The following is a 20,509-nucleotide window of genomic DNA, read 5'->3' on the forward strand; positions in this document are numbered from 1 at the left end:
GCTATTATCTTGCGCTAATACTCAGGATTAACCTGCTGTAATAATGAAAAGTAATTTAGTAGAACTAACCATTACTTTTCATCTTGATTTTATAAGTGTTTTAATAGCACCAACAAGTTATTACTAGTCTAAATTCACTCATCTAATTAAAGCTAAAATCTCTTTAAATTCATCAGCACGACAATCTTTAACAAGTTCATATAAGCACATTTCTAAGCCTGAAATATCTATACCTCGATTATTGAGTTTATTTATTGCTAAGTGTTTATTAGCTAGTGCACGTGAAGACACACAATCACTGACAAGTTGCACTTTGTAGCCCAACTGTTGCAAGTGTAGCGCTGTTTGATAGACACAAATATGGGCTTCAATGCCACAAATAAGCCAGTGTTCAATATTAGCTACTTTAACTTGCTCGATAAACAAAGGCGTTTCACAAGCATCAAAAGTAAACTTAAGTGTTGGCGTTTGCTCGGCTAATAAAGCGCTAAGTTCAGTAACTGTAGCACCAAGTTTTGCTGGATTTTGTTCGAGCCAAATAATGGGTAAACCAAGTGCCTGTGCACCTTTAATCAGCTTGCCACAATTAGAAATTAGCACTTCACTATCATAAACCATATGGGCAAGTTTACCCTGAACATCAGTAACAATAAGCCCTGTACTCTCTTTTTTTAACATACGCCCTACCTCAAACTGAAACCTTATCGCACTAATAATTTAAAAAAATATTATGATTAACAACTATTAAGCATAATACTCGTGTTATTAATATCGAATTAAAATCAACAGTTAGCGAGACAGAATAGGCGTAGAGTGAACCGCTAACCCATTCATAAAGTTATAAACAACACCATTTAAAACTAACAAAAGGAGGCTGAAAATCAACTTTTTTAGAATCAACTTTTTAGATAAAGCATTCAACATAGATCTTGTTAAGGTTAATAATAATGTTTTTAACTCGCTAAGGTAATAAGGAAAGAAGGCCAAAAGCGATATTTTGTCCTTTTAAAAAAGTCTACTTGGCGTGAAAGGTTAACTCTTCTGATATTAATAAATACTACAGCTTCTCATTTCTTTCATCAATACATTCATATGAGCCCATCTCAAATTCACGACAAACCCATGGTCTGTTTTCATAGATTGAACACATTAATGTGTCTCGATTAAGGGCTGAACATTTACCATCATCTAAGCGCCGCATTGATTCATTCCCATACGCATCAACATATATATGCTGATATGGCACACCAGTATCTGAAATAATTCTAACTTCTAAACTACAACAACATGCCTGACAGTTTGAACATAAGATTTCAGACACCGGCAAATTCTTTACTTTAATATTCATAAACAACAATAATAAACTCAACAGCCAACAGGATACGCTATAGTGATAGGGTTCTCGAGCTAATAATATCAAGGCTCAAATAATAGTTAGCTAAAGTATAGGGTTTAGTGAGAATAGCCCATTATATTTTTATGTTTGAGTGGTTAAAACACACAGTACTCACCACTAAAACCTGTACAACATACGCCAAGATTGAATCCCGGCTTGTTGGTGCTTACTAGTTAATTTATCTACTGCTGTACTGAAAACCTCTCATGATAGCGATGAAGCTCTAGGGGAAGATAAATACTAAAAATATTCAAGGTGTTGACAACCTTTACTTCAAAGTTCATCACTATTAAACCTGTTGAATTTATCCATAAGTGAAATAATTTTTATTAATAGTCGGTCTTCAGTTGTATCTACATCACTATTTATTCATTCACCACATCGATACGAGGTTTTTATGCAAAAAATATTAGGATTAGTTTTATCAATATCGGTGCTTTTTTATGCATCATTAGCCAACGCAGATAAAGCAATTTTAGCGGGTGGTTGTTTCTGGTGTATGGAAGCTGATTTTGAAAAATTACCCGGCGTTACAGATGTTGTCTCAGGCTTTACTGGCGGTAAGATAAAAAACCCAACTTATCAAGGTGATCATCGAGGCCATTATGAAGCAGTAGAAATCACTTACGACCCAGAAAAACTGAGTTACCAAAATATATTAGATCATTATTGGGTAAATATTGACCCTTTTGATGCAATAGGTCAGTTTTGTGATAAAGGGCCAAGCTACCTAAGCGCCATTTTTGTTACTAACGAGCAAGAACAAACATTAGCTGAACAATCAAAAAAAGCAATAATAGCAGAGTTTCCTAATAAAACCGTAGTTACGCCTATATTCACCACTAGTACTTTTTATCCTATTAAAGGTAATGAAAGCTACCATCAAGATTTTTATAAAAATAGCCCAATACGATATAACGCTTATCGTTGGAGCTGTGGCCGAGATCAACGTTTAAAAGAGATTTGGGGTGATAGAGCTACTCATGATTAATAAATATGGTCTTGCTGATTTTAAAGTAATAGATGTATTACTTACAGCACGGCAAAGGCTTAGCTTCGACAGACATGAATAACATTTACGAGTTATTTTCAGTTGCCTTATGCTTGAGCTCAGTGAATACTTTCCAATCTAATTCATTCATAGTAGCGTCCTATTTCCAAGTCAGCCTGAATATAGAACACTTTGTTAAATATCAATAAAATAGTTGGCTAAAATATTGAGTGAAATACAAACAGAAAACAGTTTTTTATTTTCATAACCCTCTGTTTAATATCGATATTTTACTGATACCCCACTAAGGATCTCAAAGTTGCTTACTAATATGTTGAAGCACGAAAATCACCAACTATTATTTGTCATTATTGAGTAGCTTGTATGGAAAAACTTGGCTCGCCAACTGCATTGAAGGCTCTGAGCTGGAATGAGTGAAATTTAAAAAACCGATCGCCACTTAATTACTAACCATGAATTTAAGCTATTGAATCGATATAAATAAACTCCTGTAAAAAAGGGTCTTGGCCTTAGCGTCACTCTCAGTTATATTACGGTTACATTTACGATTATTTAATGATTTTTTATGAATATTCGCTCTAAACTAACGTTGAGCTTTGCCGCTACGGTTATTTTGCCAATCATTGCTATTGCGATTGTCAGTATATCAATGACGATTTCTAAATCTTCAACCAGCTTTGTGGAACGCACGCAGGATGAATTAAGACAAGTAGACAACGGCTTCCAACTGTTCTTTCAACAAATCAAAGCTAACGTAAAATTTTTAGCTAAAAATGAGTTGACAGCCCAACTTCCTGATAATACTCATACTTATATTGACTCTGATCATATGATGGAGCCAAAAAATGATTCTCTGGAAGAGTTAAATTTATATAAGCTATATGAAGATTTCGGTTCATCACACCCTGATTTACTTTACGTATACACAGGCACCAAAGAAGGTGGTTTTGTTCAATATCCATTAGAAGTGCTTGGAGGTTATGATCCAAGGCAACGTCCTTGGTATAAACAGGCACTAACCTCTCCCAATACTCCAATTATTACTGAGGCATATCAAGATGTCATAGGAAAAGCTGTCGTCACTTCTGCGTTAGTCGTCAAAAATAAGCAAGGAGACATCATAGGCGTACAAGGTCTAGATGTTACCCTTTCAACATTAACGGATATATTGAGTAATACAAAATTAGGTAAAAGCGGCTATCTCATTCTTATTGATGAGTCAGGAACCGTATTAGCTGATGCCAAAACACCAGAGAATAACTTCAAAAATATTAAAGATCTTTCATCATCGTTATTTTCCATATTACAAAATAGTCCAAATCAAGATCATTTTTCTACCGAGCATTTAGGTGAAGATGTTGATGTTGCCAGTTATTATTCAAAAGAATTAAAGTGGCGTTTTGTTGGCGTTATCCATAGCGATGAAATTTTAGCGCCTGCATATAGTATGAGTCAGACCATTACCGTGATTGCCTTAATCATGGTGACATTATTTATTGCCATGGGATTTTGGTTAGCCAATCGTATTGTTCAACCCATTAACCGTGTGGCTGAAGGCTTGCGTGATATTGCACAAGGTGATGGCAATTTAACTAAGCGACTAGAGATTATTGGTCAAGACGAAGTCAGTGAATTGGCTCAATGGTTTAATCAATTTTTAGACTCGATTCATAAACTTGTTGTTGATATTAAAACCTGTGCATCAACATTAAATGTGGCGGCTAATGAATCAGGTATACAAATCGCCGATGTAAAAGCAGTCAGCCATAAACAAGAACAATCAATAGATAATGTGAATAACCTTATCGCAACAATGACAGATATCGCACATCAAACCTCACAAGACTGTCAAGAAAGTTCAACGACTATTATGAAAACTGAAGAGTACTCAAAAAAGGGAATTTCGTTAATTTCTGTCACGGTAAGTGAAGTGAGTTCGTTAAATAAATCGTTAAGTGAATCATCTCAATCGATGAAGTCACTTGAACTGGAAAGTGAGAATATTACTAAAATATTGGATGTTATCAGAAGCATTGCTGAACAAACTAATCTGTTAGCACTTAATGCGGCTATTGAAGCGGCAAGAGCTGGTGAGCAGGGGCGAGGTTTTGCTGTGGTCGCAGATGAAGTGAGAACATTAGCGCAACGCTCACGAGGCGCTACCGAAGAAATTGATGCTGTATTGATGAACTTGCTAGATAAAACACGTGTTGTTTCTCAACAAATGGGCGTAAATGTCGAACAATCGAAACAGACTATCGAAAAAATTGAACAAGCAAATCAATCATTTAACGAAATCAGTTCTTTGGTTGGACAAATGAAGGAAAATATTTCACGTATTACTCAAGCCGCAGATCAACAGTGCAGTTCATCGGACTTTATCAATGACGATATTAGTCGCATTAATCAATCGGCAAAAGGTATTGTTAATACTGCTGATATATTGGCTGATGGGTCGAATGACTTACTTGTTTTATCCAAAGATTTAACAAACTTAGTTGGCCGCTTTAAAGTCAATCATTAACACCTAATATTGGTATTAAATAACGAACCAGTACATCTTAACTATTTATACGACCCTGTAACAGATTTTGTTACAGGGTATAGCCTACTGTTATTTACCCTGCTTGTAAGGCTTAGAGTCCGACCAATCCATGAATCTATCAATTTACTATATTTGTTAAGTGGAATAGCCTGTGTTGGCTACGAATATTGAATGGCAAAAATAGGCAGCGGTGTTAGCCGATTCGGCACTCATCTAATTTATAACTTAGTTACCTCTACCCTAAATGGAAGGATCACTGCTCAAAGTGAGCCTAATAAAAGCCTGCGTTATGACATATTTATTCTGTCTCAATGATTTTAGCCTGAAACATAGTCTAACGATTTAATAATCATCATTTTGTAAAACTTATCTATACTATTTTATAGCCTACAATTGATAAACTTATCTGGCATTACACGAGGTCTCACTTTTTGAATCAAATTTTTAGTAAATTTAGCTTAATTCTGATTATTACCTTTTCGGGTGTTTGCTTAGCAGGAGAGAAAGTTAATCAGTCATTATTAGTTGACACTACAGGTATAGTTTTTGTTGAAATACCTAGAGGGCTTGTCAAAATACAAGGATGGGAGAAGCAGGTGGTTATGATTCAAGGTGAACTAGATGATACAACTAAGCAGTTAGTATTTAATACTAAAAATGATAAAACCTTGATCAAAATTGATACACAAGGGCAACAGTATTGGGGCGATTCTAGTGTACTCAATATATTTATGCCAAAACAATTACAATTACACTTTAAAGGAATTGATACTCTCTTTAGTATTACCAAACTTAATAACCATATTGAAGGAAAATCCATTAGTGGTGACTTAATAGTGAAAAGTTCACACGGAAAAATCAAGCTGTCTTCGGTCAGCGGTGATGTGACACTCGTTGGGTCTTCAGGCTTTACTAAACTAGAGTCTGTAAGCGGTATGGTGAATTTTTCAGGTAATTATAAACAAGCATTTCTTAAATCTATGTCAGGCGACATCACAGCAGAGGTTAGTGGCACTGATAAATTAATGATCAAAAATATATCAGGTGATACTCAAATCAGCGGCCCTGTTAAAAACCAAGCAGAGCTAAAACTCTTTAGTGTCAGTGGTGATATCTTTTATAAGGTAAAGGGCGCGCTAAATGCAGAGTGTGAGGTGGTTAGTCAATTTGGTGGTGAGATTAGTAATCAACTTACTGATGATTTCCCCCTAGATGTTAATTTACATAAGAAAACTCTTAGCTTTGTTTCTGGTGATGGTTCTGGAAAACTAAGTATGAATACTATTAATGGCTTAGTCTCCATAGAAAAAATTATTAATGAATAAGTTAATACTTAATGAGAGCTGGGAGAAAATAATTGGATAGTTTTTTAGCTCAATTAAGACATCGACAAGTATTCAAGGTTGCCACTATATATGCGGTATCTGCTTGGCCATTAATCCAGATAGCAGATTTAGCAGTGCCTGCCTTAGGGCTGCCAGACTCGGTGATGACAATATTACTACAAGTTTTTCTAGTTGGCTTCCCTGTTTCTTTGATTTTTGCTTGGTTGTTTAACTTCACCGCTAAAGGCATCGTAAGAGTTAAAAGCGGTGAGGCAAAAGATAGTACACCACAAGCTAATATCCAAACAACTTTGTCCATTGCCGGTTCGCTCGCTTTGGTAGTTATTGTTACTTTAGCCTGTCAACTCTGGTTAGAAGAGCCAAGTCCACACAAGGCCTCCTTGCCGTCAGTTGAACAACCTTATACAGCTCAAAAATCATTAGCTACTAGCAAAAAAGAATCCATCGCTATTTTACCTTTTGTTCCGTTCAGTAATGATCCTGAAGACGAATTTTTTGCTGATGGTATGGTAGAAGAATTACTAAATTTACTGGCTAAAATACCTGACTTACAAGTTGTCGCCAGAACGTCTTCTTTTTCTTATAAAGGTGTCTCAAATAAAACCATTATAGAAATTGCTAAGGAATTAGGGGTAGATACAATTCTTGAAGGTAGTATTAGAAAGAATGACACGACCAATAAAATAAGAGTGACGGCTCAGTTGGTAAAGGTTAGTACCGGCGAACATATTTGGTCAGAAACGTATGATCGAGAATATCGTGATATTTTTCAAATACAAGACGATATAGCCAGAGCTGTAGTTGAGAAAATGAAAGTTACTCTGCTGGGTAAAGCCGCCCCATTCGAAACCCTTGCCGAAACCAATAATGTTGATGCTATGGTTGCCTTTGGTAAAGGTCAACAAGAGCTAGCACATCGTACTGCGCCATCAATTCATAAAGCGTTACAGAATTTTCAAGATGCTGTTAAATTTGATGAAGGCTATGCCCGAGCATTTGTGGGGGTTGCTAATGCTAATATTTTACTTGCCCTCTATGGTGATTTGCCAAAAGAACAAGCCAATGTCGCAGCGAAAAATGCCCTAACTACCGCCTTTAAATTGAATCCCAAATTAGCTGCTGCACACGCAACGCAAGGCCTATTGTTAACCCTAAGTGATGTTAAAAAAGCTGAGCAGTCATTTAAACATGCGATAGACCTTAACCCTAATTATGCAATGACATATATGTGGTACGGCTCTTTACTACAAAGCAGTGGAGATGCCAGTGGGGCACATAAGCTATTTGAACAAGCATATGTGTTAGACCCAAAATCTCCTGTTGCAGCATATAATGTCGCCTGGTCTTATTACCAAGCGGGTTCAGAAAAAAAAGCGATGGACATATTTTCACAAATTATAAGTAATGACCCTTATTATCCTGGAGCTTATAACTTAGTAGGAGATATCTTATCAACACGAGGCAGGCTTGATGAGTCAATTAATATGTATGAAAGAGCACTTGATGTTGACCCGATAAATAAGCAGGCAATAAAAGGCTTATTGATTGCTAATATGGACATGGGGGAAGTTGAAAAAACACAACAATGGTTTGATTATGCGAGTAGAAAAGAATCCCAATTTTCATTAAAAGATATAAGCTTTATGAAAGCACGTTTCTATGCAACGCAAGGAGATATAAATAAAGTTCTTAGTTCGTTAAAAAACATCAAATTCACCGACGAAAAAAGAGGCATGAACTATTATATTGAAGGTGAGATTGCCTTTTACCAAGGGAAATATACTCAAGCAATTAGCTCTTTTGAACAACTTCGCCACGAAAAGTCGATAAATAATGACTCTTTTTATTACTTATCCGAAGGGCAGTCTGCACTCCATTTAGCTTATGCCTATTTACAAATAGAAGAGCTTGAACAGGCGACAACAATTATTGATGGTTTTACTCAGTTTTTAAACAAGGGCAAAAGCAAAAAAGCTAACGAGCCCTCCTATTATTATAATATGGCCTTAATTCATGCTTTGCAAAATAATACAAGTGCAACCTATCAATATTTTCAAGGGGCTATAGATGCTGGTTGGATAAAAGTATGGCAAGCAGATTTAGAACCAATTTTAGTAAAAATCAATAAAGAACAACAGTTTGGGCAAATGATGGGAGGCATAAGAGCACGACTGGCTACCATGAGATCACGTGTTAATGGTGATAATACCTTCTTACTTGCTGATAGTGAAAATTTTTGAAAAAATATGACTAACATTGGTTTTGGAGACCGTAATTTTAATTTTTCAGTGTATATCGAAAATAAAGCCAACATGCTTGAATATCAACATATAGCTGAAGTTAGAGATCTTGTTGAAGGCGAAATAAACTTTATTAACCAAAAGTTTGGTACTAGATTTATTGAAATAACATCTAACTTAGCTTTACTGGCGTATGACTTGGTAATAGAAGCAAACTGCTCCAATTGCTATTGAGCAGCAATAAGTGCTTGATGACTTCCAACACAAAAAAATAAATAAGCGACTACAATTGCTATTGGTTCAAAAAAGACTACGTCGCTCTTTCACTACCTAGAACGAAGCCAATCATAGCGAAGGTAACTACACTAAAGTATCCCCAAAGCTTATCAACTTGAGTATATTGCGTTTGATATAGATTTATTACTTAAAATGCGACTTTTAATGCACCCGCTGAATTCTCCTAGTAACCTAACATCAAGTTCACTAGCACAATAGAATGCAGCCAAATTACTGTCCGGTGAAGTGCTTTGTGACGTGATTCACTCATATTTTATTATCTACTAATAGCTTTAAGTGCACCAAGTAAGTATTTTGGATTGTGTGCCGAATCGTACATTGGATGTACCTTCTTACCCGTATCAAATAAACCATAAACTGCCATTTGAGCTGTCCTAACAGAATATTCAACCGTAAATACACAATCTTTTGGTGCTTCGGAAAATTGGCCTAAAAAGGCAAAATTCGTTGCACCTTGTGGAATAACATTTGGCCTGTCACCCATTTTTCTTGGCATAAAAAGACTATCAATAAATGGCATAGCAACAGGAATACAATTAACCTTCCCGGCTTCTGTAATAGGTTTCATTATATCTTGAATTTTCAAATGATAGTAAAGCTCTTCTAGTATTTCGGCACCAGTGCACTCTGCCATTGTTTTGCCGATGTAGTTTCCTTTTCTATCAGGATAGAGTCCATAACCCCAAAAAATCTTAACGTCATCAGGCTGGTTTGGGAAGTGAGGTTGTCGTGCTATTACAAATGACATGAGCCAGTTGGAATCAGTCAAAGTAACAAGTCCACCTGTTCCATTCACATTGCCCGAGAAGTTTTCCATATAATCGAGAAATGTACTGTCTTTCATTGTTGCCGTAAATGAGTACCACTTTTGTAAATCAATATTGTCACAAAATGGATTCGGATTGCCAAAAGCCTTATCTTTTTTTGCTATTTTTTTCCACAACTTCCAAGAGCCTGATTCTTTTAGGCCTTTCAATTTTGCAGGAGTATCCCAGGTTCCATTATCAGTGCTCTCTGTTATGGATCCATTGGTGATAAACACAAAATCATTTTTGCCAAGCACTATTTCAGTTTTGTCTTTAAGGTGGAGCACTGTAGCACTCTTTTTGTCAGCGGATAGATTGAAATCAATATCAACAACTTCTTTACCCATTTGAAATTTCACCCCCCTTTTTTCAAGGTATTTTTTCATAGGTCTTACTACAGAGTCGTATTGATTGTATTTAGTACGCATTACGCCTCCCAATCTAGGCAAACCATCAATAAGATGGATAAATCTTTTCATATATCTTCTCATTTCAGCAAGACTACTCCATTTTTGGAATGCAAACATGGATGTCCATATATACCAAAAAATTGTGTCAAAAAAAGCTTGATCAAACCAATCTTCTATTCGTTGATTACCAAGTGAACTCTCTGAAGCATAGGTTAATTTAAGAAAATCTGTTTTTTGTTTAAACGATAAACCATAAGAAGAAACATCCAATTTTTTCCCGTTTTTCAACAAACGGGCCTGTCCGTTTGAAACAAACCGTTCATTAAAATCATAAGATTCGTCTCTTACCGAAACATTTGGATCTTCCAGTGAAGGAATGTGAGAAAGCAGCTCCCAATAACATTCGAAGTGCATTTCGTGCATTCTTCCACCACGTATAACAAATCCATTCTTTTTATCACCAGCACCGTCTGTGGCTCCACCAGGAATTAAATCTTTTTCTAAAATATAAATATTTTCACCAGAAACACCAGCATCTTTTACTAAATAAACAGCACTTGCAAGTCCAGCAATTCCGCTACCAATAAGGTACACTTTTGAATCTTTCAGGTTTTTTTTTCTTTCTGTTTTCATGAAATTATCCTTAAATCATTTCTACATGTAAGTTTACACATAACGTTAACAGCAGGTGCTTGACTGACCTGTTAGTACTACTACGAATACACCCTAACAGCTCAGTTAACCTGTAACCGGACACACAAACGAACTTACATACCATGGCGTATTCTGGTTAGAGACACTGACACTAAAAGTTGTTTTTATGTCATTACTGTCAAGTACCCTTTCTGCCAGATTTTTAAGTGCGTTTGCTACGTCGCTTTCGGCCTTATTATTATTCCGACGAATGCCATATCCGCTGATTTGATAACCCGATTTGGCGTTGATTGATTTGGGTAATTCTCTAATCCGGATACGCCCTTTCGAACCTTCAGCCAACAGTTGCTCACCTACCAGATTTGCCTGTTTCATCGCAGAACTACCAGACTCTGTGCACCAAAAAATATCGAAATCCCAATCATTCCACTGAAAAGACGGCTTGACTGTCTTGTCAAGGCCAGGTGTCGTCACGGAATTGTTTTTCAAAGTTGTTTCGTATTTAAACTTTTCTTCAGCTTGTAAAATTTCACTAATATTTTTTTTAACCTCGGGCGCCCCGCCCTGCTTGAGCACATTCAACAACGAAGACCTTAAAGGCTCGTCCACCATTACCACCACAAAGGCCTGGGCTGCCTCCTGTTTTTTAGCATTTTGTTCTTCTAATGATTGGGTAACAATCTCGTAGATCTTAAGGTTAAAATCCTGATTACTTTCGCGCTCATCACGTTCCTCCTTATTCAAGGTCACCTGCGCGTTGATTGCATTCAACTCCGCCTGAATCTTCTGGTCTCTCTCATTAACACTGTAGTTTAGCCAAGCCACCATGGATGCAGTTAACACAGAAATAAGTGGGATGCCCACCTTGCTAATAAAATCTCCAACTTTCATTTTAAGTCCTATAGTTTTAGTGAGATATTCACTTTTCATGGCTAGATCTAATACTAACGAATGCTATGGACTCCCCCAATTAATCGGCACATATGTGCCATATTGAAAGGTGTTAAAAATATTCAATAAAGGTGAGTCTAGATGTCCTTAATTAAAGTCGTTGTAATCGATTTAGCCAAGTTATTTTTGAGTATTCATGACACAGACAAAAATGAGAAATGCAAATTTTGTAAAACTATCAAACGAAACAAACGGTTAGCCCCACCGAGTCTACACATTAGCAATTGACGATAAAACGGTCAAACAGAGAGTAAGAAAGCCTGTTTCATCGGGAAGCCATAAAAGGCTGTCTAGTGAGATATGGGAAGTCAAATAACCTAACCAAGACCTGGATCCCATAATTTATCAAGGGACCCTTTATACCTTTAATCTTTTTAAATGGCTTACGTGGCTTTCGATATTCTTGCCATGTATACCCAACAAGAGAATTTGGGATCACTTATTAACACTTACTAACACAGGTTAATATGATACATCTTGTTCCAGTTGATCAACGGCAACATTGCATATCCTTTGCTTAAGTTCCCCATTTTTGGTTTTCATCGTGACGAATATCGACTTTTAAGCTATGGGAGCAAACTGACGAGGTATACCTTGCATTGACAAGAAAAAAGATAAACATGTTGGGATACCTCGATTAGCTAAAATTTTGAGAAGACTATGCTTATGTACGAGAAAACATTATCAGATCACTCATCACTAATGAAAGTAATTCCAACATCCATAATGTAATGTATACACGTAACAATCGTCATCGTTCAACTAAGATCTGGCACTAACATCGCACCGTCGAATTGATCCCTCGTAAAGTGGTCTATCTTTTTAATATTGAGTCATATCATTTAATGAGCAGCTTCAATCCTTCTGCTCTTTCAAGTGGGACAATGGCAAGGTAAGAGGGTTAATGCTTGTTTTTTGACCACGGTACCGCTGCCCCTGCGTAATCTGATATCAATGTAAACAGTTTGCATGACCACAAACCTTTATTTACCGGGATACTGTCTTTTTTCTGTTTTGAGTATATTCAAGCTAATGTGAAGGCAGCACGCCAGGTTTTCTGCGATTAAGGGGGTTATAAGGGGGTTAAGGCAAGCTTTAGAACGGTATATCAAATAATAAATAGCTGACTTTTGCTTTTTGGTGATTATCGTTGATACAAGAAAAATAATGTGCAGAAACGTCAATAGACAGACTAAATTATGAAAAATTCAAAATCTATATAAGATCAAAGTAGAAATATGTGGTCAATCTATTATTTTAATTATAAAAATATCATGGGGCTCACCTTATGTAATAACGTGTAATAAGAAAGTTTACCAGAATGAAATATGATTAATTGGGCTTATATTTTTGTTTGTTCAAAAATAATCCTCTATCTTCCCTTGGGGTTTACGGCAAGGTTGAATCAAGAACAACTTGCTTTTATTGGGTTTTTTCACCCCTTATTACAATTGTGTTAATTCATCTATAAACGCTAAACAGCTTTTCTTCTCAGTAGGTAAATAAAAATATTCACTAGCTGGACAGTACTTATTCAAAATATGCTGTTGTTGTTCTTTGGGTAAATTATTGAAGTTAAAACCTTTCATACTCCAGCCACTAAATTTACGTTCAGTGATAGGGCAAAAATCAAGGAGGATTATATTTTCATGCCTTTCATCTTTAGCAATATGCTCATATAAATTTTTTATTATGATCTTATCTCCCTCCAAAACTTGAAGGAAGTTTATGCCATGGCCGAATAGTATGCCTGTAACATTTTTATTTTTATTGTTTTCATCTGAACATAATAGAATATCCTTAATAAGACTCCAGTTGATAAAATTGGTCGAGTCACTTAAATAAACAATATGTGAAAGCATGGTTTATTCTACCTTTTAATAGCTAAGTGTGAAAATAAGATTTTCACACTATTTTTATGGCTGTTATATCGTGTTCTCTGCAATTAATACTGTACTGACTTATAGATACTAGCCCCTATTTAGCAATAGAGCTAGTAACGAAAATGTTTTTTTCAGAAAAATTCACCTTTGATAAAACGTTTTAAAGCATAACTATTAGGTAGTTATACGAAAAGGTGATCAAAAAGTTGTCACACAGTCTGTGACCACTTGGGACATTTGTGCTGCATGACTATCATCATCTAAAGTAGTGAAAAACTAAGTGATTATTTTATGCCTGAGTAATTAACGACGCGATTGCAATTGCGTCAATAGCTAATACCTCATACCTCATACCTCATACCTCCATATTATTACCCCGAATAGGTGCGCAAACATTATATCTTTTTTTGGACTATTTTTAAGGAGCAACATAAATGTGCTGTGAAAGATAATTGGTCAAATCAGCATTTATCCTAGTTAAATGAGCTTATTTTACCTCACCATAGTCAAAAAATTATTTTACAAGAAATGATATAAACCATCACGGAATGAATAAAACGAGTGGCTCGCTTAATCAATAAACTTGAGCACCAAATGAAAAAGTGCCGCTATTATCTTGTCATTAAAGCTATTCAAGTGATGCGTGGCGATGTGATGTTAGTTGCTGTGGGAACGATTGCCAAATTAGGGCTATTAGACGTTTTGATCATCCCAGAAAATTAATGGCCTCTTTGGGTTTAATACCCAGTGAAAGTTCACGTAGCGTAAACTACGATTAGGGACATCATTAAATATGGAAATGGACGTGCAAGACAACTATTAATTGAAAGGGTTCAAACATATAAACATAAAGCCAACATTTTCACCGAACTACAAAACGACAGAAGGGTTAAGTAAATCTTTGAATTAGTTTGTTAAATAACTAAAGTGTAGGCTAGAATGAATAACAATAGCATAATTTTTATTGGATTAAATACTCATAAAAAACCCACAAAACTAGCTGTTTTAAAAGATAAACGAGACGAAAAATCGGAGCCGTTAGATATGAGTGGATACTTACTTTTCCAAACAATCGTCATACTGTTGAACGGCTTCAATCAACCAGTTTAAATGAAGCTTAGCGGTATAAATTGCCTTGCGACATTCTACGGGTAAGTCATTGGTCGCATCTTCTAAAACACCATCAATTGCAGAAATAATACCGCTTTTTCTATTTGAAATACGAATATTCAGCTCTAGCAATAAGGACACTAATTGCTTGTGGGCAGCCCCTGGTGTTTAACAGCCAATTCCCTTAAACGTTTAATCGTTTGTAACTGTTACTGAGCAACTATCTTTCTGCCGGTGAAAGTACATCGGGTAATACAGTGGTTTGGATAATAACAAGCGTATCATTTTTATCTGCTTTTTGATTTTTTCTAACCACAGCGACCAACTTAGCAGAAATCAAGCGTGCATCATGTCCTGCTTCAATAGCTTTTTGCTTGCAGTAATTAGACGTACCACATACCTCAAATATTATCGTTGCAAGTTTGCTCTTGATAAGCCAACAAAGAAATTCGTTCGACGTCATCTCGATACTCGACTGCACCTTTTTGCTTGTGTAAGTACAAAGTGAATAACTTCTTTTGCTAAATCAACACCCACTCTAGTGCGATACATAACAGGACTGTTTATAATATATTTGTGTGGTAACTTTTATATTACCTCACTCTAGAAAGTGAGGGGGTCCAATCATCTGCTTTTTGTCCGTTTGAATGCCTTGTTATGTGCATTCTTGGCATGAGGTATGACATGCACTGACTAAATTATGCTACAGACAATGCTTGTTTTGCGGATTCTTTTCGCAAGAAAATTTCGACAATAATAAAAGCAAACGGAATAATAGAAGCTAAAAACAATGCTATCCAAGATAGAATAGACCAACCTTTTTTATTGGCTACAACAAATGATAGCGCAGTGTAAAACATGAATAAAACACCATGAAACATACCAAGATAAGAAACGAATTCTCTGCTTATTAAACCAAGCGTAACACATAAAATAGCTAAGAATGACAACCCCTCAACAACACTGATAATTCTGAAATATTTGAGCATGACACAACCTGTTTAGTTCTAACTTTATCATTGACCTAAACATAAAAAATTAAATGTTCAGGCTTACGGCTTATACACGTTTAACACATAACGCCCAAATAGTAGGCAAAAAAACAGTTGGTTAAAATAGCGACGCAGGAGGAAGAACCAACTGTTTTTTGTCCTGATTAATTTGCTTGTTATGTATTTTATCGACTACTGTAATGGGTGCATCTTGAAAAACTCCCAAATCAACTTCGTTGCTGGGATTTCCGTATTTGTCTTACCTAAGCCAACCTTTTCAAGATCATCAGCGAGTTGCGAACCCGGCCATGTGTGCCCAGCGTCGTCTGAACGATAAAACACTACATCCCCCTCACTTTGGCAGTTCTGGTAAGAAACGCGAATAACAGAATCACTCACTGCTTCTAGTGCTGGCGAACCAGTGCATTGATTTGTACTTATCCAACCAGAGAGCGCTTCTTCTACACCCATGCGCCAGTATGCGGTGGAGTCAGCTTGGTGTTTGTAGTGGTTTATCTTGTCTGCCTTACCATGAAAGGTGATCACAGGTACAGGCCGGCTCGGATTACAGTCTTCTGGATACCGAACGCCTGCAACGGGACCGACCGCTGCAATAACATTGGAAAGATCACACGCCAACCGACTGCTCATCCGAGCGCCTCCAGAAAAACCAGTCGAATATATTCTAGTTGGGTCTATCGTGTAATGTTGGCCAATAGTGGCGAGTAGTTCTCTGACAAATAGAACATCGTCAACACACTTTTCATGAAGGTCGACATTCCAAGTTACTATTTCGCCTTTCTTACGGTAGTATTTCGCTGCTGGACTTATAACAAAAAAATCTTCCAGCTCAGCGAGCTGTTCAAATTCAGAGAGCATTGCTTGTCGATCTGGGGCCGAACCACTCCCATGAAAGTCGAGTACGAGTGGTGTCGGTTTACCTTTAATGTACGAAGATGGAATAAATATTCGCCATTGTCGCTCCACCCCGTTTACCGTTATCGACTCCAATTGTTCCACCGATTTAACTTGTGCGATAATTGCACTGCTGAAAATTGAAATGAGTAGAACCAGACTAACTCTTGTTTTCGACATAGACTCTATCCTCTTTGGTGATGTATCGATCAGTCTTGAATGTGCTATTTGATTCAGTAGATACATAACGCCGCACTAAGCGGACTAAAACAATGGGTTAGAATGTGTAGCGAAGCGAAACGTAACCCACTGTTTTAGTTTATTTTAAGTGCCTTACCATGCAACTTTGCATACTTCACTAGCTTTGATACGTAAGGGACATTTCTTAATTTGTCTTGCCAAGGTAAGCCATACCCAACAAGCGAATCATCATTCGGCATTTCGAAAGCAAAATATTGATGTATTGGAATATCAACTCGACTAGGTTTAACAAACAGCGTTGCGATTGATAACGACTTAATCTCATAGTTATCAGCTAAATACTTAATCAAACGTTTCATTGTCCCACCAGACTCAATTGCATCGTCGATTACAATAACATCCTTACCTTCAATACCTATATTCTGGTGATAAACTATTTCTGATGAATTATTACTATCACCAGGCGTATGTGGACATGAAATATAATCCATACAGACATCAAAACTTAACTCGCGTATTAAATCAGCCGTAAATAAGATTCCCCCGGAACAACGCTAATGACAACTGCGTTGTGAAATTGAGCGCTGAGTTGTTTCGCAACGATTTGAACGCCTTCTTGAATTTGCTGTTTACTCAATACTAATTCGCCAACATGTTCATTATTCATATAGCACATCACTCTGGTTGCATAACGCCCCATTAAGAGCCAACTGTTATTTGTCCTGCTTAAATGGCTTGTTAGGCATTCTTACTACAATATTAACAACATAATCCCTGTTTAATTTATTAATGCTCTCAGTATATAAACCAAATGCAGTTCTGATACACCAGTTTGAAATTTCACATTCTATGATAATAATGTCATTGTCATCTTGTTTAGTACCAATAGCGAATAAGCTATTGCATTTACTTGGTTCCGTTGCATTATCGCCAACACACAAGAAAACAGTTTTTGGTTCCCAGTTGCACTTAGTATCTGGTGACAGTTCTTTTAAAGGGATATGTAGATTATGAAATATATAAGCCAGCTAAAAAATTATAATCTTTACATTCTTTTGCTTTCGACAAAGCTACATATTGAACTTTAATTTTAAAATTTAAAGGCTCTGCAACATTACCTGAGATGTCTAAATATTGCTCGTCCACAATTTCATATGTAACGACATCAAATCTAGAGGAACAAGCAGCTAGTAAAATCATTATCGACATTAAGAGTGCACAGTGCATAAGATGCCTAACGCCTCACTAAGAGGCAAAAAATAGTTGTTTAAAATTAGCGACGTAGGAGCAAAACCAACTGTTTTTTGTCCTGCTTTAATGACTTGTTATATTTCACCTTAATAATGCCATACTTTATTGTTTTGGAAAATCATCGCTCTTAGCAAAACGAGAATAACCTTCGACCATTGCACGTACACATTTTCCTGGTGTTGGGCCACCATTCCAAATTCCTTTACATGGGGCTTCAATTAATTCTGGATATTTTTTCTTAACCCATTCTCTTGCCTGCCAAAAGACATCCAAGTCATTAGAGCTTGTTTCTACTGAAATGATTTTCAAACCAGAGAATTTAATTTCGAAGGTGTCCGTAACGTTGAAATCAATACCTAAAGCAAGCATAAGATCATCTTGAACTGTTATAGAGCAACTTATAAGGTCTAATTTCTTTGCTAAACATGGCTGACGTTTTATAATTTTGTAGTTACCACCTTCAGCCCATCCTTGATAAAATACGACATTGGGAATCGAATCTTGTGCAAATGTTAACGCTGTTTCTAGTCGATCTTTTTCAAATGAATAAAAGGCATCAATCAAATTTTCAGATTTCTGCAAATCATTATAACTTGTAGATTTATCTTCTGCGTTTGCAAATACGCACATGATTAATAGAAAAATAGCTAAATAAATGTTACAAACAGATCGCATAATAATAATCCTCTTTTTAAATTAAATTCCAACATTTTAAAGAGTGCCTTCGCCTTTAGGTGGAGTGACTCTGAAATATAACGCCTACTTAAGCGGAAAAATATAGTTGGCTAAAATGTTGAACGGATTGAAAACAGCCAACTATATTTTTTCCGTTTGAAGTTCTTGTTATGTGCTGTGTGAAACGTTTCATATATCAAATACTAGTAATAAGATATTTATTTACTAACGATCAATAAATCGTAAACAGGTACAAGAAAATTAGATGCTGTGGTTTTTTCTTTTACTTCATAGCCGTTTGGGCAAACCTTACCTGCTTCCTTGTAACAATCTTTTAAGAACTCTTCACATCTAACAGCGATACCTTGCTCCCCACTTGGAAGAAAGACTTTTTCAGAAGAAGTAGAACAGCCGATTAATAATATAGAAAATATAATTAAACTTAGAAATGTCATATTGTGAATAACCTCCTTGGCACATAACAGTTTATTAGACGGATAAAATCCCACTTTCAATAAAGGTAAATGTCCAGCTAATGTATATTTATTCAAATAAATATACATAACTTAATATTAACATTCAACACGTTAATATTAAGTTATGTATATGGCGATGTAGAAAGACAGATTAAATCCCGCTTTATACATAAAAGTGGGATATAAAGCTAAACTGTATTTATATACAGCCCATCTTTAAGATTAATAATGAATGATTATGAAATCTGAATTTCTCTCACATATCAAAGAAACTATGTGGACGCTACGCCAAACGCACTATTGAGTCTTATTTATATTGGATTAAAGCCTATATTATCTTTCTTGGAAAAATACATCCAAACGATTGCCATGATAAGGAAGTTGAACAATTTCTTAGTTACCTTTCAAATAACTTAAATCTTGCCCCTAAATCTCAGGCGTTAGCATTAAATTCAGTTAACTACTTATAAGCATATTTTAATAAAGCCACTTAGCCTTGAATTACGTTTTAATAAATCTCGAGTAACACCAAAACTTCCCACAGTATTGACAGCAGCAGAAGTCAAAGCGCTTTTGACGGCTGTAAATACAAATAACCTGTGATTGTGTCAATTAATGTATGGCAGTGGCTTGCGCTTAATGAAAGCGGTACGTCTGCGGGTTCAAGATATCAACTTTGATTATCACTGCATTGAAGTTTGGAATGGAAAAGCGGGTAAGTATCGAACCGTTACATTAGTCCCTGAGTTAACTGAGGCGCTAAAAAATCAAATATCACAGGTGAGCGCTTATTATGTATTAAGAATGCTGACTACTCTGGTGTCTATTTACCTTTTGCTTGAGCACGAAAATATCCGAGCGCAGCTAAAATATTTAATTGGCATTATTTATTTCCATCAAATCGAATATCGCTAGACCCTGAAGTCAATAAGTTAAGACGGCACCATATGAATGTAACTGTTATTCAAAAGGCAATAAAAGTAGCATCAATGAAATCAAATATAAATAAAAACGTAACTTTTCACACCTTACGTCACTCTTTCGCGACTCATCTACTTTAAAGAGGTGCGACATTCGTACTGTGCAAGAACAATTGGGGCATAGCGACATTAGAACCACGCAACTATACACACATGTCATAGAGCGAGGTGAAAACGGTGTTATAAGCCCGTTATCGGCTTTAATATAAGAAGTTACAGCCTACTGGCTATGTTTTAATTACGGCGCTAATGACTATTGAATAAAATTTAAATAAATAAACTCACAGGCTAAGAAAATAACTCTATATTTTGAAAAATTCTGTTTGAATAATGAAGGAGGATATCACTAGATTTTGGATTTTGGATTTT

Annotated in this window: 19 protein-coding genes and 2 pseudogenes; 7 read left to right on the forward strand and 14 right to left on the reverse strand. The window is 36.1% G+C overall.

All coding sequences use genetic code 11. The features are described 5' to 3' along the window. Positions 1 to 138 precede the first annotated feature (138 nt). On the reverse strand, positions 139 to 678 hold the full coding sequence (locus H4J46_RS06310; protein ID WP_182232684.1) for an isochorismatase family protein: 540 nt from the start codon (positions 676 to 678) through the stop codon (positions 139 to 141). Between the two features lie 379 nt (positions 679 to 1,057). Beyond that, positions 1,058 to 1,348 carry a YkgJ family cysteine cluster protein gene (locus tag H4J46_RS06315; protein ID WP_182232685.1) on the reverse strand — a complete coding sequence of 97 codons (291 nt, stop codon included), beginning with the start codon at positions 1,346 to 1,348 and terminating at the stop codon, positions 1,058 to 1,060. Between the two features lie 445 nt (positions 1,349 to 1,793). Here H4J46_RS06315 and msrA point away from each other — a divergent pair, with 445 nt between their 5' ends. The 5 genes from msrA to H4J46_RS06340 all read left to right on the forward strand — a co-directional run bounded on the left by msrA (position 1,794) and on the right by H4J46_RS06340 (position 8,773). Next, positions 1,794 to 2,387 (forward strand): peptide-methionine (S)-S-oxide reductase MsrA, encoded by a 594-nt coding sequence (gene msrA, locus H4J46_RS06320; protein WP_182232686.1) that lies wholly within the window; start codon positions 1,794 to 1,796, stop codon positions 2,385 to 2,387. Positions 2,388 to 2,973: 586 nt separating this feature from the next. Next, the gene (locus H4J46_RS06325; protein WP_182232687.1) at positions 2,974 to 4,932 is read left to right on the forward strand and encodes a methyl-accepting chemotaxis protein; all 1,959 of its coding nucleotides are present in this window, start codon (positions 2,974 to 2,976) and stop codon (positions 4,930 to 4,932) included. A gap of 452 nt (positions 4,933 to 5,384) precedes the next feature. Next, positions 5,385 to 6,278: a DUF4097 family beta strand repeat-containing protein gene (locus H4J46_RS06330; RefSeq protein WP_182232688.1), complete on the forward strand. Its 894-nt coding sequence runs from the start codon at positions 5,385 to 5,387 to the stop codon at positions 6,276 to 6,278. A gap of 32 nt (positions 6,279 to 6,310) precedes the next feature. After that, positions 6,311 to 8,539, forward strand: coding sequence for a tetratricopeptide repeat protein (locus H4J46_RS06335; RefSeq protein ID WP_182232689.1), 2,229 nt, complete (start codon positions 6,311 to 6,313; stop codon positions 8,537 to 8,539). Positions 8,540 to 8,545: 6 nt separating this feature from the next. Beyond that, positions 8,546 to 8,773: a hypothetical protein gene (locus tag H4J46_RS06340; RefSeq protein WP_182232690.1), complete on the forward strand. Its 228-nt coding sequence runs from the start codon at positions 8,546 to 8,548 to the stop codon at positions 8,771 to 8,773. Between the two features lie 319 nt (positions 8,774 to 9,092). On the opposite strand, the gene H4J46_RS06345 is transcribed toward H4J46_RS06340, so the two are convergent. The 3 genes from H4J46_RS06345 to H4J46_RS06355 form a co-directional block, all read right to left on the reverse strand. Then, complete coding sequence (locus tag H4J46_RS06345; protein WP_182232691.1) at positions 9,093 to 10,685, reverse strand: oleate hydratase; 1,593 nt, start codon at positions 10,683 to 10,685, stop codon at positions 9,093 to 9,095. A 105-nt stretch (positions 10,686 to 10,790) separates the two neighbouring features. Next, a complete protein-coding gene (locus tag H4J46_RS06350; protein ID WP_182232692.1) occupies positions 10,791 to 11,636 on the reverse strand; it encodes a hypothetical protein in 846 nt (281 codons plus the stop codon). Between the two features lie 1,466 nt (positions 11,637 to 13,102). Beyond that, positions 13,103 to 13,519, reverse strand: coding sequence for a BLUF domain-containing protein (locus tag H4J46_RS06355; RefSeq protein WP_182232693.1), 417 nt, complete (start codon positions 13,517 to 13,519; stop codon positions 13,103 to 13,105). Between the two features lie 430 nt (positions 13,520 to 13,949). Here H4J46_RS06355 and H4J46_RS17125 point away from each other — a divergent pair. Beyond that, positions 13,950 to 14,416: pseudogene (locus H4J46_RS17125) on the forward strand (transposase); the annotation flags it as partial. A 180-nt stretch (positions 14,417 to 14,596) separates the two neighbouring features. Here the strand turns inward: H4J46_RS17125 and H4J46_RS06360 are convergent. The 9 genes from H4J46_RS06360 to H4J46_RS06395 form a co-directional block, all read right to left on the reverse strand. Further along, the gene (locus H4J46_RS06360) at positions 14,597 to 14,791 is read right to left on the reverse strand and encodes a hypothetical protein (protein ID WP_182232694.1); all 195 of its coding nucleotides are present in this window, start codon (positions 14,789 to 14,791) and stop codon (positions 14,597 to 14,599) included. A 79-nt stretch (positions 14,792 to 14,870) separates the two neighbouring features. Then, on the reverse strand, positions 14,871 to 15,113 hold the full coding sequence (locus tag H4J46_RS06365) for a hypothetical protein (RefSeq protein WP_182232695.1): 243 nt from the start codon (positions 15,111 to 15,113) through the stop codon (positions 14,871 to 14,873). A gap of 235 nt (positions 15,114 to 15,348) precedes the next feature. Beyond that, positions 15,349 to 15,639, reverse strand: coding sequence for a DUF3817 domain-containing protein (locus H4J46_RS06370; protein ID WP_182232696.1), 291 nt, complete (start codon positions 15,637 to 15,639; stop codon positions 15,349 to 15,351). A 195-nt stretch (positions 15,640 to 15,834) separates the two neighbouring features. After that, a complete protein-coding gene (locus H4J46_RS06375; RefSeq protein WP_182232697.1) occupies positions 15,835 to 16,737 on the reverse strand; it encodes a PHB depolymerase family esterase in 903 nt (300 codons plus the stop codon). Between the two features lie 134 nt (positions 16,738 to 16,871). Next, complete coding sequence (locus H4J46_RS06380; protein WP_259365704.1) at positions 16,872 to 17,249, reverse strand: phosphoribosyltransferase; 378 nt, start codon at positions 17,247 to 17,249, stop codon at positions 16,872 to 16,874. Positions 17,250 to 17,275: 26 nt separating this feature from the next. Beyond that, positions 17,276 to 17,425 (reverse strand): hypothetical protein, encoded by a 150-nt coding sequence (locus H4J46_RS16910; protein ID WP_220462959.1) that lies wholly within the window; start codon positions 17,423 to 17,425, stop codon positions 17,276 to 17,278. Between the two features lie 341 nt (positions 17,426 to 17,766). Then, positions 17,767 to 17,967 carry a hypothetical protein gene (locus H4J46_RS06385; RefSeq protein ID WP_182232698.1) on the reverse strand — a complete coding sequence of 67 codons (201 nt, stop codon included), beginning with the start codon at positions 17,965 to 17,967 and terminating at the stop codon, positions 17,767 to 17,769. Positions 17,968 to 18,111: 144 nt separating this feature from the next. Beyond that, on the reverse strand, positions 18,112 to 18,684 hold the full coding sequence (locus tag H4J46_RS06390; RefSeq protein ID WP_182232699.1) for a hypothetical protein: 573 nt from the start codon (positions 18,682 to 18,684) through the stop codon (positions 18,112 to 18,114). A 218-nt stretch (positions 18,685 to 18,902) separates the two neighbouring features. Further along, entirely contained in the window at positions 18,903 to 19,235 is a 333-nt protein-coding gene (locus H4J46_RS06395; protein WP_182232700.1) for a hypothetical protein, read from the reverse strand. Positions 19,236 to 19,398: 163 nt separating this feature from the next. Here H4J46_RS06395 and H4J46_RS06400 point away from each other — a divergent pair. After that, positions 19,399 to 20,349, forward strand: a pseudogene (locus H4J46_RS06400) (integron integrase). Positions 20,350 to 20,509 lie beyond the last annotated feature (160 nt).

Origin of the sequence: Colwellia sp. MB02u-6 (assembly GCF_014077095.1) — a bacterium.
GTDB lineage: Bacteria > Pseudomonadota > Gammaproteobacteria > Enterobacterales > Alteromonadaceae > Cognaticolwellia.

Coding starts and splice junctions, on each gene's coding strand:
- H4J46_RS06350 (WP_182232692.1), bottom strand. CDS start 11,636: ATGAAAAGTGAATATCTCACTAAAACTATAGGACTTAAAATGAAAGTT.
- H4J46_RS06370 (WP_182232696.1), bottom strand. CDS start 15,639: ATGCTCAAATATTTCAGAATTATCAGTGTTGTTGAGGGGTTGTCATTC.
- H4J46_RS06345 (WP_182232691.1), bottom strand. CDS start 10,685: ATGAAAACAGAAAGAAAAAAAAACCTGAAAGATTCAAAAGTGTACCTT.
- H4J46_RS06340 (WP_182232690.1), top strand. CDS start 8,546: ATGACTAACATTGGTTTTGGAGACCGTAATTTTAATTTTTCAGTGTAT.
- H4J46_RS06380 (WP_259365704.1), bottom strand. CDS start 17,249: ATGGATTATATTTCATGTCCACATACGCCTGGTGATAGTAATAATTCA.
- H4J46_RS16910 (WP_220462959.1), bottom strand. CDS start 17,425: ATGAATAATGAACATGTTGGCGAATTAGTATTGAGTAAACAGCAAATT.
- H4J46_RS06390 (WP_182232699.1), bottom strand. CDS start 18,684: ATGCGATCTGTTTGTAACATTTATTTAGCTATTTTTCTATTAATCATG.
- H4J46_RS06365 (WP_182232695.1), bottom strand. CDS start 15,113: ATGACGTCGAACGAATTTCTTTGTTGGCTTATCAAGAGCAAACTTGCA.
- H4J46_RS06355 (WP_182232693.1), bottom strand. CDS start 13,519: ATGCTTTCACATATTGTTTATTTAAGTGACTCGACCAATTTTATCAAC.
- H4J46_RS06325 (WP_182232687.1), top strand. CDS start 2,974: ATGAATATTCGCTCTAAACTAACGTTGAGCTTTGCCGCTACGGTTATT.
- H4J46_RS06315 (WP_182232685.1), bottom strand. CDS start 1,348: ATGAATATTAAAGTAAAGAATTTGCCGGTGTCTGAAATCTTATGTTCA.
- msrA (WP_182232686.1), top strand. CDS start 1,794: ATGCAAAAAATATTAGGATTAGTTTTATCAATATCGGTGCTTTTTTAT.
- H4J46_RS06385 (WP_182232698.1), bottom strand. CDS start 17,967: ATGTCGATAATGATTTTACTAGCTGCTTGTTCCTCTAGATTTGATGTC.
- H4J46_RS06375 (WP_182232697.1), bottom strand. CDS start 16,737: ATGTCGAAAACAAGAGTTAGTCTGGTTCTACTCATTTCAATTTTCAGC.
- H4J46_RS06310 (WP_182232684.1), bottom strand. CDS start 678: ATGTTAAAAAAAGAGAGTACAGGGCTTATTGTTACTGATGTTCAGGGT.